The organism is Microbacterium sp. USHLN186 (genome assembly GCF_037145155.1).
Lineage (GTDB): Bacteria > Actinomycetota > Actinomycetes > Actinomycetales > Microbacteriaceae > Microbacterium.
This window is the reverse complement of the sequence record NZ_JBBCYA010000002.1, coordinates 584,013-597,426: the sequence shown is the minus strand read 5'-3', so window position 1 is coordinate 597,426 and position 13,414 is coordinate 584,013. Positions and strand designations below refer to the sequence as shown.

The following is a 13,414-nucleotide window of genomic DNA, read 5'->3' as shown; positions in this document are numbered from 1 at the left end:
GGTGGCGGGGCACATCGCGGTGCTCGGCAACCCGCGCGCGGGCATGGGACGCGGTCGGCGCGCGACCGACGGTGCGGTGGCCGCTCTGCGCGACGCCGGCGCCGATGTGCGGGTGCACGTGGGCCGATCGGCGGCGGAGACGGCTGCCCTGGCCGCCGGTGCCCTGGCGGAGCATCCGTCGGCGCTCGTGGTCGTCGGTGGCGACGGCACGCTGTCGGGCATCGTGCACCTGCTGCAGGACGGCCCCGTGCCCCTGGTGATCGTACCCGCCGGCACCGGCGACGATCTGGCCCGCGCGCTCGACCTGCCCAGGCGCGATCCGGCGGCGGCAGCGCTGCTGGCGCTGCACGGACGCGAGCGCACAGTGGATGTCGGCGAGGTGCGCAGCGGCGCGTCCGTGCATCCGTTCCTCACGGTCGCAGCCTTGGGCTTCGACGCCTGCGTCAGCGACCGCACGAACCGGCTGCGCTGGCCCCGTGGGCGCGGGCGCTACCATCTGGCGGTCGCGATCGAGGTGCTGCGGCTGCGCGCGCTGGAATTCGTCATCACCATGGACGGCGCGCCGCCCGAGCACGCACCTGGCACGCTCATCGCAGTGGGCAACACCGCCAGCTACGGTGGCGGCATGCCCATCTGCACCGGCGCCGACGTGGGCGACGGCCTGCTCGACATCGTCGAGGTCGCGCCGCTGAGCCGCGGCAGACTGGTGCGCCTGTTCCCGCTGCTGCTGCGCGGCGCGCACCTGCACCGCCGGGAGGTGCGGCACCGGCGGGCACGATCCGTGCACGTCAGCGCTGCGGGCCTCGTGGTGTATGCCGACGGCGAGCGGCTGGGCGAGGAGGAGTGCACCATCACCGTGCGTCCGTCCGCGCTGCGGATCATGACCGCGGGCGGGGGTGAGCGCGATGTCCGAGTTCGATGAGGACGTGGTGGTGGTCGGCTCGGGTTTCGGCGGTGCCGTCGCCGCCCTACGGCTGAGCGAGAAGGGCTACCGAGTGCGTGTGATCGAGGCCGGACGCCGCTTCGAGGACGCCGACTTCGCCCGCACGTCCTGGGACGTCCGGCGGTACCTGTGGGCACCTGCGCTGGGCTGCTTCGGAGTGCAGCGCATTCATCGGCTGCCGCACGTGATGATCCTCGCCGGCGCCGGGGTGGGCGGCGGCTCGCTGAACTACGCGAACACGCTCTATCAGCCGGGTGCAGCTTTCTTCGCCGACCCGCAGTGGCCGGCCGGCGTGGACTGGCAGGGCGCGCTCGAGGAGCATTACTCGACGGCGCGCCGGATGCTGGGAGTCGTGGAGCACTACCCGCACGAGGGACCGGTGGAGCGCATCATGCGCGCTGCCGCGGCCGACCTGGGTGTGGAGCACACGTTCCGCGCGGCACCGGTGGGCGTGTTCCTCGGCACGCCGGGGGTGCGGGTGCCGGATCCGTTCTTCGACGGTGCGGGTCCTGCGCGAACGGGGTGCACGCTGTGCGGCAACTGCATGGTCGGATGCCGGGTGGGCGCGAAGAACACGCTGATGAAGAACTACCTGGCACTCGCCGAGCGACGTGGCGCCGTCATCGAGGCGCTGCGCACCGTGACCGAGATCAGCGAGGATCCCCGCGGCGGCTTCCGGGTGACCACTCGTCCCAGTGGTGCATGGACCCACCGGCGGACGCGCACGATCCGCGCCGAGCAGGTCGTGCTCGCCGCCGGCACCTGGGGAACGCAGCAGCTGCTGCACCGGATGCGTGCGAGCGGAGCCCTGCCGCGGCTCTCCGCGGCGCTGGGGCGGCTCACCCGCACCAATTCCGAGGCGCTGGACGGCGCCGTCGCCACCCGGGTGCCGGCACGCGCGCGGCTCGCGGAGGGCGTCGCCATCACGACCTCATTCCACATCGACGAGCGCACGCACGTCGAGAACGTGCGGTACGGGCCGGGGTCCAACCTCATGGGCGCGCTCGCGACGCTGCTGGTGCGGGGGGAGCGTGCGCTGCCGCTGCGGCTGGCCGCTGTGTTCGGCGCCCTCGCGCGCCATCCCCTGCGTCAGCTGAGCCTGGGCTCGCTGCGCCGCTGGAGCGAGCGCAGCATCATCGCACTGGTGATGCAGAGCGCCGACAACTCGCTCACGCTCTCGCTGCGGCGGCGCTGGGGTCGCCCTGCGCTGACCAGCGTGCAGGGCCACGGCGAACCCAATCCGTCGTTCCTGCCGCAGGCCCACGTCGCGGCCAGCGCCATCGCGCGACGGATGCAGGAGGAGACCGGCGTGCACAGCGAAGCCCGCGGATCCTGGCCGGAGGTGTTCGGCATCCCGCTGACCGCGCACTTCCTCGGCGGGGCGGTGCTCTCCGACAGCCCCGACGGCGGAGTGGTCGACGCGTACCACCGGGTGTGGGGTCACCCGGGTCTGCATGTTGTCGACGGCGCGGCGGTGCCGGCGAACCCGGGGGTGAATCCTTCGTTGACGATCACCGCGCTGGCCGAGCGGGCCATGTCGCATTGGCCCTGCCGGGGCGCCCGCGACCTGCGACCTGCGCAGACGTCCTGACGGACGGCTGAGGGGCGGAGGGCGTCAGCCCACCGCCCCTCGTACGGTGCGCTCAGCGAGCCGCGACACCGCGGATCGGGGGCGTGTGGAAGGTGGCGCCGAAGACCCGCTCCGACGCGCCCTCCCGGTCGAGGTACGGCGACGCGCCGCCGTCGATGAAGGGCCAGCCCGCGCCGAGGATCAGGCACAGATCGATGTCCTGCACCTCGGGCACCACGCCCTCGTCGAGCATGAGCCGGATCTCCTGGGCCAGACCGTCCTGCACGCGGGTGAGGATCTCCGCGGCGGATGCCGGCGACGAGCCCACCGCGCCCTTGAGCGTCTTCTGCGCGGCCTTCGTCCAGCCGGTCACTCGACCGCCCTTGTCCTTCTCGACGACCTGGTCCAGTTCGGCCAGGGCGTGGAAGTTCTCGTTGGCGTAGAACCTGTCGGGGAAGGCGCGCACCATGGTGTCCTGCACGTGCGCGGCGACCTTCCAGCCGACGAGGTCGATGAGCTGGAACGGCCCCATCGGCAGACCGAGCGGCCCGAACGCCTTCTCGACGTCGGCGATCGGCGTGCCCTCGTAGACGGCGCGAGCGGCCTCTCCCATCACCTTCGCCAGCAGGCGGTTGACGACGAAGCCGGGGGTGTCGGCGGTGAGCACGGCGTTCTTGCCCAAGCCCCTGGCCACGACGAACGCGGTCGACAGGGCGGCGTCGGTGGTGTGCGAGGTCTTCACGATCTCGATCAGCGGCATCACCGCGACCGGGTTGAAGAAGTGGAAGCCCACCAGACGCTCGGGATGCGCCAGCTTCGCGCCGATCTCGGCCACCGACAGCGAGGAGGTGTTCGTGGCGAGGATGGCATCCTCCGCCACGATCCGCTCGATCTCGCCGAACACCTGCTGCTTGACCCCGACCTCCTCGAACACGGCCTCGATGACGAAGTCGCAGTCGGCGTACAGCGTCTTGTCGGTCGTGCCGGTGACCAGCGAGCGCAGCTTGTTCGCGGTGTCCGCGTCGATCCGGCCCTTCTGCTCGAGCTTGCCGATCTCCTCGTGGATGTGGGCGACGCCCTTGTCCACGCGCGCCTGGTCGAGGTCCGTGATCAGCACGGGCACCTGCAGTCGGCGCACGAACAGCAGCGCAAACTGGCTCGCCATCAGGCCCGCCCCGATGATGCCGACCTTCGTGACCTTCTTGGCGAGCGTCTTGTCGGGGGCGCCGACCGGCCGCTTGGCGCGCTTCTGCACGAGGTCGAACGCGTACATCGACGCGGCGAACTGATCGCCGGTGACGAGTTCTGCCAGCGCTTCGTCCTCCCGGGCGAAGCCCTCGGCCTTGGTGCCGCTCTTCGCCTTCTCGAGCAGGTCGAGCGCGACGTAGGGCGAGCGGGGCACGGTGCCGATCTTCGACTCCAGCATGTTGCGGGCCATCTTGATCGCGACGGGCCACTTCACGGTGCGCTCGATCTTGCCCGGCTCGTTCCTGCGCTCGACCTTGCGTCCGCCGAGCACGGCGTCCGCCCAGGCGAGGGAGTCCTCCAGGAAGTTGGCCGCCGGGAAGATGGCATCCATCAGCCCGAGCTCGAACGCCTGCTGCGGCTTGAGCATGCGGTTCTGCTTGAGCGGGTTCGAGATGACCACCTCGAGCGCCTTCTCGATGCCGATGAGGTTCGGCACGAGATATGCTCCGCCCCAGCCCGGGATGATGCCGAGGAAGACCTCGGGCAGCGCGAGGGCCGCGGCCGAGGCGTCGACGGTGCGGTAGCTGGAGTTCAGCGCGATCTCCATGCCGCCGCCCAGCGCGAGGCCGTTGACGAACGCGAAGGAGGGCACCCCGAGCTCGCTGAGCGAGCCGAGCACCTTGTGCCCGAGCTGCGCGATGAGACGGGCGTTGTCCTTCGAGCCCAGCCGGCTGATGTCGGACAGGTCGGCGCCGGCGGCGAGGATGTACTGCTTGCCGGTGATGCCCACCGCCTGGATCTCGCCCGCCGTCGCGCGGCGCTTCAGACCCTGCAGCGTCTCGCCGAGCTCGGTCAGCGTGGCGGGGCCCAGCGTGTTGGGACGGGTGTGATCGCGACCGTTGTCGAGCGTGATCAGCGCGAGGACCTTGCCTGAGGCGAGGCGGATGTCGCGCACGGGGGAGTGCGTGATCACCTCACCGTCGGCGAGGGCGGAGAGCGGCGTGAAATCGACGTCGGAATACTGCTCGTTGATCGTGTCGGCCATCGGGGTCACTTCCTCTTCTTGCCGTCGTAGTGCGGGTTCTCCCAGATCACGGAACCGCCCTGGCCGAGACCGACGCACATCGCGGTCAGCCCGTAGCGCACGTCCGGACGCTCGGCGAACTGCGCCGCGAGCTGGATCATCAGGCGGACCCCGGATGCCGCGAGGGGGTGACCCACCGCGATCGCACCGCCCCACTGGTTGACCCGGGGGTCGTCGTCGGCGATCCCGAAGTGATCGAGCAGGGAGATGACCTGGATGGCGAACGCCTCGTTCAGCTCGAACAACCCGATGTCGGAGATCGACAGGCCCGCCTTCTGCAACGCCTTCTCGGTGGACGGGATGGGCCCGATGCCCATGATCTCGGGCTGCACGCCGGCGAAGGCGAACGAGACCATCTTCATCTTCGGGGCGAGTCCGAACTCCTTCACGGCGCGGCCACCGGCCAGCAGCGACATGGTGGCGCCGTCGGTGAGCGGCGACGAGGTGCCGGCGGTCACGCGCCCGTGCGGGCGGAACGGCGTCTTCAAAGCGGCGAGGTCGGCCATGGTGGTGTTCGGCCGGCGTCCCTCATCCTCGGTCGCCAGACCCCAGGCGCCGTCGGCGTCCTTCACGGCGACCGGCACGAGGTCGGGCTGGATCTTGCCGGCGTCGTAGGCGGCCTGCACCTTGTGCTGGCTCAGCATGCCGAAGCGGTCCGAGCGCTCCTTGGTCAGGTGCGGGAAGCGGTCGAAGATGCGCTCGGCGGTGACGCCCATGTTGAGCGCGCCCGGATCGACCATCTTCTCCGCGACGAAGCGCGGGTTGGGGTCGGCGTTGCCGCCGATGGGATGGTGGCCCATGTGCTCGACACCGCCGGCGAGGGCGAAGTCGTACATGCCGACGCCGATGGAGGCGGCCATGGTGGTGACGCTCGTCATCGCGCCCGCGCACATGCGCTCCACGGCGAGACCGGGCACGGTCTGCGGCAGGCCGGCGAGGATGGCCACCGAGCGGCCGAGAGTGAGCCCCTGATCCCCGGTCTGCGAGGTCGCGGCGATCGCGACGTCATCGATGCGGTCGCCGGGGACGGCCGCATTGCGCTGCATCAGGCCGATGGTCGCCTTGACGGCGAGGTCATCTGCGCGGGTGTTCCAGTACATGCCCTTTTCGCCGGCGCGCCCGAATGGGGTGCGCACTCCATCGACGAAGAAGACGTCCGAGATCTCGGCCACTCTGCCTCCATAGGTTGGGGTTCTCCTCCACCCTAGGGAGCGGCAAATGGCGCCCGGAATCGGTTGGGTCGAACCTACGAAGCGGTGGGGAACCCGTCCGCGGCGGCTTGCGTCCCCTCTACAAACGCATCGGCGATCTTCTGTGCAGTATGCGCAACCTGCCAGGGTCGCGCGCCGAGCGCGATGAGCGCGGCACCGATGCTCGCCGCGTCGAGCTCGGCCGGCGGCTGCCAGGCCAGACGGCGCAGATGATCGGGTGTGAGCAGGTTCTCGGTGGGCATGTGCAGCTCGTCGGCGATCGCCTCGACCACGCGGCGGGCCGCCTTGAGGCGCAGGTCCGCTTCCGGGTTGCGATCCGACCATGCGCGCGGCGGCGGCAGGGCATCGCTGGGTACACGCTCGCGGGGCAGGTCGTCGGTGCTGCGGCCGCGTTCGATCGCCGCCCACCAGCGATCCAGCTGAGTGCGGCTGGCGCGGCCGTTGAACTCCTTCAGCCCGACGAGCTCCTGCTTCGAGCGGGGTGCGGCGAGCACGGCGGCCAGCAGCGAGCGATCGGGCACCAGGCGGCCGGGGGAGACATCGACGTGCTCGGCGTACTGCTCCCGCGCGTTCCAGAGCTCGCGGGCGACGGCCAGCTGACGCGCCCCGCGCACGCGGTGCAGCCCGCTCAGCCGCCGCCAGGGCTCCTCGCGCGCAGGCTTCGGTGGTCGCGCGAGAGTGGCGGTGAACTCCTGCTCGGCGATGTCGAGCTTGTTCGCTTCCGCCAGCTCGGCCACGAGGGCGTCCCGCACGTCGACCAGGTGCAGCACGTCGAGTGCGGCGTACTCCAGCCAGGGTGCCGGCAGCGGGCGCGTCGACCAGTCGGCGGCGGAGTGCGCCTTGGCGAGCGAGATGCCCAGCGTGTGCTCGACGACAGCGGCCAGTCCGAAGCCCTCGCTGCCCAGCAGGCGAGAGGCGAGCTCCGTGTCGAAGATGCGCGACGGCGTCAGAGCGAGCTCGCGCAGCGACGGCAGATCCTGGCTCGCGGCGTGGAACACCCATTCCGCGTCGCCGATCGCCTCCTGCAGCGCGGTGAAGTCCCCGATCGCGGGCGGGTCGAACAGGAACACGCCGGCATCCCGCCGGTACACCTGCACGAGGTAGGCGCGCTGGGAGTAGCGGAAGCCGGATGCCCGCTCCACGTCGACCGCGACCGGACCCGACCCGTCCGCGAGTGCGGCCGCGGCCCGCTCGAACTCCGTACGCTCATCGATCACGGAGTACTCAGCCACGTGCGCCCCTTCTCGCGCCGAACACGGCGACGTCCTCTGAACCGGGCGGCAGACCTGCCAGCATCCCGACCAACTCCGCCCATGCTTCCACATGCGGGCGCAGGGGGGCGTGCGGGGTCCAGGACGCGCGCAGCTCGATCTGCGCGCCGTCGCCCTCCGCGGCCAGGCCGCCGAAGCCCTTGGAGAGCATCTTGGTCGATGTGCCCGACTCGGAATGGTATCCGGCCCCGCGCGAGTCGAGGGCGTCGACGAGCCACGACCACGCCACGTCCGCGAGCAGCGGGTCGGTGCCGATCTCGGGTTCGAGGGGCGCCTGTGCGAACGCCACGATCCGCCACGCACCGCCCCACGCGTCCGGCTCCTCGGGGTCGTGCAGCAGGACGAAGCGTCCGGTGCCGTACAGCGAGTCCCCGTGGTCGTCGGGCCGGACGTCGGCGGCGAGGGCGAGGGTGAACGGGGCGAGTCCGGTGGGGGAGGGGATCTCCCGCACCACGATGTCGGCGCGGAACGGGGTCTCGCGCAGCTCTGCCGCCGCAGCGGAGAACAGCGCTGCGGCATCCGGGTGTGCGGTCACGTCGACAGGCTAGAGTCAGGAGGCGATGAAGAGTCTCAGGCACGCCGTAGCCATCGCCCTCCCTGCCGCGGCCGCCGCGGGCGCGGCGCTGACATACGGGGTGCTCTCCACCGCGCGGCGTGTGGTCACGCCCGCGCCGCGGCGCAGCGACACGCAGATCCTCGCCGTCGACACCGGCGCGCAGACCATCCAGCTCAGCCGCACGGCGGACACCGAGCTGCCGGGGCGCTACGGGCTGTTCACGACGGGCACGTACGGGTACGTGAAGCTGGGCGCGGTGCTCGACCTGGACGCCCGTTCGGTGCGGCGCAAGCTGCTCACGCAGATCGAGACGGGCGCGCAGGTTGACCGCGATGCGGCGTTCAGCGGCTGGTACCACGTCACCCCCGCCGAGCTGCATCTGCCCTGGGAGAGCGTCCTGATCGGCTCACCGGCCGGCCCCTGCCCGGCGTGGCTGTTCCCCGCAGCGTCGTCCACCTGGGTCATCCAGGTGCACGGGCGCGGCACGACTCGATCCGAGTGCCTGCGCGCGGTGCCGGTGCTGCACGCGCTCGGGCTGCCCAATCTCGTGATCTCCTACCGCAACGACGACGAGGCACCGCGCTCGCGCGGCGGCGGCTACGCGCTCGGGGCCGCGGAGTGGGAGGACGTGGATGCCGCGATCGCGTACGCGCTGCATCACGGCGCGACCCGGGTGGTGCTGATGGGCTGGTCGATGGGCGGGGCGATCGCGCTGCAGACGGCGGTCTCGTCACGGCACCGTGACGCCGTGGCCGGACTCATCCTGGATTCCCCGGTCGTCGACTGGCGCACGGTGCTGCGCTTCCAGGCGCGCGAGGCCGGACTGCGCGAGCCGCTGCCGGCACTCGCGATGGGTGCGCTGCAGAACTCCGTCCTCGCCCGTCTCAGCGGGGCCGACAAGGCGATCCCGTTCGATCGACTTGACATGGTCGCGCGCGCCTCCGAGCTCGAGGCGCCGATCCTCATCCTGCACAGCGACGACGACGGCTTCGTGCCCTCCGACGCGTCGCACGCGCTGGCGCAGGCCCGTCCGGATCTCGTGACCATGCCGCCGTTCGCGGTGGCGCGGCACACGAAGATCTGGAACTACGACCAGGACGGCTGGAGCGCCGCGATCACCGACTGGATCACCGCGCAGGGGCTGCACGCGGCACCTCGATGAAGTGCGGCGCGGCTCAGCGCTTCGCCTCCACCTGCCGCTTGGCGCGCATCAGCATCCCGGTCATCCCGCCGATCCGCAGCGGGGAGACCAGCCGGGTCAATCCGATGCTCTGCGGATAGTCGTTGGGGATCGCGAGCACCTCGTCGACCGTGAGACCGGTGATGCCCTGCGCGAGGATGCTGGCGAAGCCGCGCGTCGTCGGGGCCTCCGGCGGCGCCATCGCGTGCATCGCGACGACGCCGTCGGTGACCTCGACGTAGATGTAGACGGGGGACTGGCACTCGGCGACGCGCTCGCACATCTCCGGATGCCCGGCGATCTCCTCCGACACCGGAGGCAGCTCGTTCGCGAACTCCAGCAGCAGCTCGAGGCGGTCGGCTTCGGGGAGCTCGAGGAACTCGTCGCGGAACTCGGCGAGAACAGCAGGGACGGTGGTGTCAGTCATCCCTGCCATCTTCGCATCTCAGAGCGTGCCCGGCTCGCTGCCGCTGACGATCGGCACGCGCACCGCGCTGCCCCACTCGGTCCACGAGCCGTCGTAGTTGCGCACCTTGTCGATGCCCAGCAGGTGCTTGAGCACGAACCAGGTGTGACTGGAGCGCTCACCGATGCGGCAGTACGCGATCACGTCGTCGCTCTCGCCGATCCCCGCCTCGTCGCGGTAGATCGCCTCGAGCTCAGCGCGAGGCTTGAAACCGCCGTCCTCGGCGACCGCCCGGCCCCACGGCACGCTCTGCGCGGTGGGGATGTGACCCGCGCGCAGCGACCCCTCCTCGGGGTAGGCCGGAGCGGTGGTGCGCTCACCGGTGTACTCCTCGAGGGAGCGCACATCGATCAGGGGCCCCTGGCCGATGAACGCCAGCACGTCCTCCTTGTACGCGCGCAGCTGCGAGTCATCCCGCTCGACGACGGGGTACTCGGTCGCGGGCCGCTGCGGCTTCTCGGTGGTCAGCTCGCGACCCTCGGCAATCCACAGGTCACGTCCTCCGTCCAGCAGACGGACATCCTCGTGGCCGAACAGCGAGAACACCCACAGGGCGTACGCGGCCCACCAGTTGTTCTTGTCGCCGTAGATGACGACCGTGTCATCGCGAGCGATGCCCTTGCGGCTGAGGAGCTCGGCGAAGCCCTTCCCGTCGACGTAGTCGCGGACCACAGGGTCGTTCAACTCGGTGTGCCAGTCGATCTTGACCGCGCCGGGGATGTGGCCGGTCTCGTACAGCAGCACGTCCTCGTCGGATTCCACGACGACCAGGCCCGGGGTGTCGAGGCGCTCGGCGAGCCATTCGGTGCTCACCAGCCGTTCGGGAACGGCGTACTCGGCGAACTTGGCGGATGACGTGTCGTGATCGACGGCCACGGTGGCTCCTCTGGGTCGGGCGGGCAGGCGACGGCGTAAAGTTGAGCCGTCCCTACCGACGATAGATCCCCTGACGCGCACCTGCATCCGGATCGTAAGACTATGACCTCAGGAACGTGATGACCCCGCAGACCAGCACGGAGGCCGTGCACCTCACCGAGCGCACGCCCGTCGTGACCGGAACCGAGATGCTGGCGAGTCTCGTCCCGCCGCCGCAGTTCGACGCCGCGACGTTCGACAGCTATCGCGCCGACGAGCGCTATCCCTCGCAGGAGGCGGCGAAGCAGCTGCTGCAGCGCTTCGCCGGCGGCGTGGCGCCGGTGCGCCGCGGCAGCCTGTTCCGTCGCGCGCCGAAGGAGACCCCGATGAAGCCGGGGGTGTACCTCGACGGCGGGTTCGGCGTGGGAAAGACCCACCTGCTCGCGGCGGTGTACCATGCCTTCCCCGCCCGCAGGAAGTACTTCGGGTCGTTCATCGAGTACACCGCGCTGGTCGGCGCGGTCGGCTACAAGAACACGGTCGATCTGCTGCGCGGCTCCGACCTGCTCTGCATCGATGAGTTCGAGCTCGACGACCCCGGCGACACGATGGTCATGACCCGGCTGCTCGGCGAGCTGGTGGCATCCGGCACCCGCCTGGCCGCCACCTCGAACACGCCGCCGAATGCGCTCGGCGAGGGCCGCTTCGCCGCGCAGGACTTCCTGCGCGAGATCCACGCGATGTCCCAGAGCTTCGAGACGCTGCGCATCGACGGCGTCGACTACCGCCAGCGCGCGATCGACGGCACGGCGCGCGTGGCCGACGACGCGCAGTACGCGGCGGCGATAGAGGCGGCCGCGGCGAAGGGCAGGGCATCGGACGACGCGTTCCCGGCACTGATCCAGCACCTCGCGCAGGTGCATCCCTCGCGCTACATCCGCCTCATCGACGGCCTCGACCTGGTGGGGCTGCGCGACGTGAGGGTGCTGACCGACCAGTCCGAAGCGCTGCGCTTCGTCGCGTTCGTCGACCGGGTCTACGACGCGCAGCTGCCGATCGTCGCGACCGGCGTCTCGCTCGACGAGGTCTTCGCCGATGAGATGCTCGGCGGCGGGTACCGGAAGAAGTACCTGCGCGCTGTCTCGCGCCTGAACGCGCTGACGCACTCGGTCGCGCCGTGACCGCCGCCGCGTAACACGATCGTCACACCGCGCGGCGACGCGTAACGCGCACGCAACACGACGCGACGGCGGGGGAAACATCACCGCCGCAGACTTGCCTCGTTCGTTCAGACGAAGGAGGTTCGACATGGATGCGACCGGCAACGTGTCGTGGGTGATCACCGCGACCGCGCTCGTGCTGCTGATGACGCCGGGGGTGGCGTTCTTCTACGGCGGTCTGGTGCGCGCGAAGAGCGTCATCAGCATGATGATGATGAGCTTCGGGGCGATCGGGCTCATCGCGGTGCTGTGGATGCTGTACGGCTACTCGATGAGCACGGTCTCGTCTCCCGAGCAGTTCGCCGGTGACCCGTTCGCGGACTTCGGGCTGGCGGCCGCAGCCGCCTCCCCGGACGCGAACGTCGCCCTGCTCAGCGTGGCCTACGGCGCGACGTTCGCGATCATCACCGTGGCCCTGATCTCGGGAGCCATCGCCGATCGCGCGCGCTTCGGCGCGTGGCTGATCTTCGTGGGTGTCTTCGGCACCGTCGGCTACTTCCCGGTGGCGGCGTGGGTGTGGGGCGGCGGATGGATCATGCACCTCGGCACGACGCTGTTCGGCGCCGACAGCGGGATCGCCGTCATCGACTATGCCGGGGGCACGGCCGTGCACATCAACGCCGGCGCGGCGGCGCTCGCGCTCGCCCTCGTGCTCGGCAGGCGGATCGGGTTCGGCCGCGAGCTGCACAAGCCGCACAACGTCCCCCTGACGCTGCTGGGGTCGGCCCTGCTCTGGTTCGGGTGGTTCGGCTTCAACGCGGGTGCGGAGTGGCTCTCCGACGACATGAGCAAGGTCGGGCTCATCGCGGTGAACACACTCGGCGCGGCGGCGGCGGGAATCCTCGGCTGGGTGCTGGTCGAGCGGCTGCGCGCGGGTAAGCCGACCTCGGTCGGCGCGGTGTCGGGGCTGGTCGCCGGCCTGGTGGCGATCACACCGGCGTGCGCGAACCTCGCTCCGGGGTGGGCGCTGCTGCTGGGAGCGCTGGCGGGGGCGGCGTGCGCGCTGGCGGTCGAGGTGAAGTTCCGCCTCGGCTTCGACGACTCGCTGGATGTGGTGGGTCTGCACCTGGTGGGTGGACTGCTCGGCACGGTCTATCTCGGATTCTTCGCGACTGGCCAGGGGCTGTTCACCGGTGGCGACGCACGGCTGCTCGCGGTGCAGGTGCTCGCGGCCGGTGGGGTGATGGTCTACTCCTTCGTGGTGGCGTTCGCGATCGGCTCGGCCATCCAGCGCACGATCGGCTTCCGGGTCACCGGCGAGGACGAGATCGCGGGAGTCGACCTGGCCGTGCACGGTGAGGAGGGGTACGCGCTGGCCCCGGTCGGCGCCGGCCCGACGGCGGCAGAAGCTCGCTGACCCCGATCCGGGGGCGCGGGTAGGGTGGGCGGGTGAGCTCTAGAAGCAGGATCGCCGCCGCTCTCGCCGGCGCCCTCGGTCGGCTGCTGCAGCCGCGCACGCAAACCGTGCAAATCGACCCGGGGCGGGTGTCCGACGTCCGCGTCGGCTATTCGCCGTCTCGCAACCGCCTGCCGGATTCCGGGGAGGTCATCTGGACGTGGGTGCCCTACGCCGAGAACGACGGCCGCGGCAAGGACCGTCCGGTGCTCGTGATCGGCAGGCACCGAGGCGGGCGCGTCTACGCCGTGCGCATGACCAGCCGCGCTCATGACGGCGAGCGCGACTTCATCGGTATCGGATCCGGCGCCTGGGATGGTCAGGGACGCGAGTCGTGGGTCGACATCGAGCAGCTCTACAGCGTGCATCCGGAGGGGATGCGCCGCGAAGCCGCCGTGCTGGATCGACGTCGCTACGAGCGAGTGGCACAGGCGCTGATCGCCCGGTACGGCTGGGCCCGCATCTGACCGGACG

At 70.7% G+C, this 13,414-nt stretch carries 12 protein-coding genes; 6 read left to right on the top strand and 6 right to left on the bottom strand.

All coding sequences use genetic code 11. The features are described 5' to 3' along the window. Position 1: 1 nt before the first annotated feature. Together WFG93_RS06915 and WFG93_RS06910 are read left to right on the top strand one after the other, a co-directional pair. Positions 2 to 922 carry a diacylglycerol kinase family protein gene (locus WFG93_RS06915; RefSeq protein WP_336645572.1) on the top strand — a complete coding sequence of 307 codons (921 nt, stop codon included), beginning with the start codon at positions 2 to 4 and terminating at the stop codon, positions 920 to 922. Continuing rightward, positions 906 to 2,534: a GMC family oxidoreductase gene (locus WFG93_RS06910; RefSeq protein ID WP_336645571.1), complete on the top strand. Its 1,629-nt coding sequence runs from the start codon at positions 906 to 908 to the stop codon at positions 2,532 to 2,534. The genes WFG93_RS06915 and WFG93_RS06910 overlap by 17 nt, the downstream gene beginning before the upstream one ends. Before the next feature lie 52 nt (positions 2,535 to 2,586). On the opposite strand, the gene WFG93_RS06905 is transcribed toward WFG93_RS06910, so the two are convergent. The 4 genes from WFG93_RS06905 to WFG93_RS06890 form a co-directional block, all read right to left on the bottom strand. Continuing rightward, positions 2,587 to 4,746 (bottom strand): 3-hydroxyacyl-CoA dehydrogenase NAD-binding domain-containing protein, encoded by a 2,160-nt coding sequence (locus tag WFG93_RS06905; RefSeq protein ID WP_336645717.1) that lies wholly within the window; start codon positions 4,744 to 4,746, stop codon positions 2,587 to 2,589. Between the two features lie 5 nt (positions 4,747 to 4,751). Next, positions 4,752 to 5,957 (bottom strand): thiolase family protein, encoded by a 1,206-nt coding sequence (locus tag WFG93_RS06900; RefSeq protein WP_336645570.1) that lies wholly within the window; start codon positions 5,955 to 5,957, stop codon positions 4,752 to 4,754. Positions 5,958 to 6,031: 74 nt separating this feature from the next. Then, positions 6,032 to 7,228, bottom strand: a complete 1,197-nt coding sequence (locus WFG93_RS06895; RefSeq protein WP_336645569.1) for a ribonuclease D — start codon at positions 7,226 to 7,228, stop codon at positions 6,032 to 6,034. Then, positions 7,221 to 7,802 (bottom strand): DUF3000 domain-containing protein, encoded by a 582-nt coding sequence (locus WFG93_RS06890; protein WP_336645568.1) that lies wholly within the window; start codon positions 7,800 to 7,802, stop codon positions 7,221 to 7,223. Before WFG93_RS06890 ends, WFG93_RS06895 begins: the two co-directional genes overlap by 8 nt. Positions 7,803 to 7,827: 25 nt before the next feature. On the opposite strand from WFG93_RS06890, the gene WFG93_RS06885 reads away from it, so the two are divergent. After that, positions 7,828 to 8,985, top strand: coding sequence for an alpha/beta hydrolase family protein (locus tag WFG93_RS06885; RefSeq protein WP_336645567.1), 1,158 nt, complete (start codon positions 7,828 to 7,830; stop codon positions 8,983 to 8,985). A gap of 13 nt (positions 8,986 to 8,998) precedes the next feature. On the opposite strand, the gene WFG93_RS06880 is transcribed toward WFG93_RS06885, so the two are convergent. Both WFG93_RS06880 and WFG93_RS06875 read right to left on the bottom strand, forming a co-directional pair. Then, positions 8,999 to 9,430 (bottom strand): SufE family protein, encoded by a 432-nt coding sequence (locus WFG93_RS06880; protein ID WP_336645566.1) that lies wholly within the window; start codon positions 9,428 to 9,430, stop codon positions 8,999 to 9,001. Positions 9,431 to 9,448: 18 nt separating this feature from the next. After that, positions 9,449 to 10,345, bottom strand: coding sequence for a sulfurtransferase (locus WFG93_RS06875; protein WP_336645565.1), 897 nt, complete (start codon positions 10,343 to 10,345; stop codon positions 9,449 to 9,451). Between the two features lie 119 nt (positions 10,346 to 10,464). Between WFG93_RS06875 and zapE the strand changes: the two genes are divergently transcribed. From zapE to WFG93_RS06860, 3 genes are all read left to right on the top strand, one after another. Further along, a complete protein-coding gene (zapE, locus tag WFG93_RS06870) occupies positions 10,465 to 11,505 on the top strand; it encodes a cell division protein ZapE (protein WP_336645564.1) in 1,041 nt (346 codons plus the stop codon). 127 nt (positions 11,506 to 11,632) lie between these two features. Then, entirely contained in the window at positions 11,633 to 12,901 is a 1,269-nt protein-coding gene (locus WFG93_RS06865) for an ammonium transporter (protein WP_336645563.1), read from the top strand. A 32-nt stretch (positions 12,902 to 12,933) separates the two neighbouring features. Beyond that, complete coding sequence (locus WFG93_RS06860) at positions 12,934 to 13,407, top strand: type II toxin-antitoxin system PemK/MazF family toxin (protein ID WP_442928235.1); 474 nt, start codon at positions 12,934 to 12,936, stop codon at positions 13,405 to 13,407. The last annotated feature ends 7 nt before the right edge of the window (positions 13,408 to 13,414 follow it).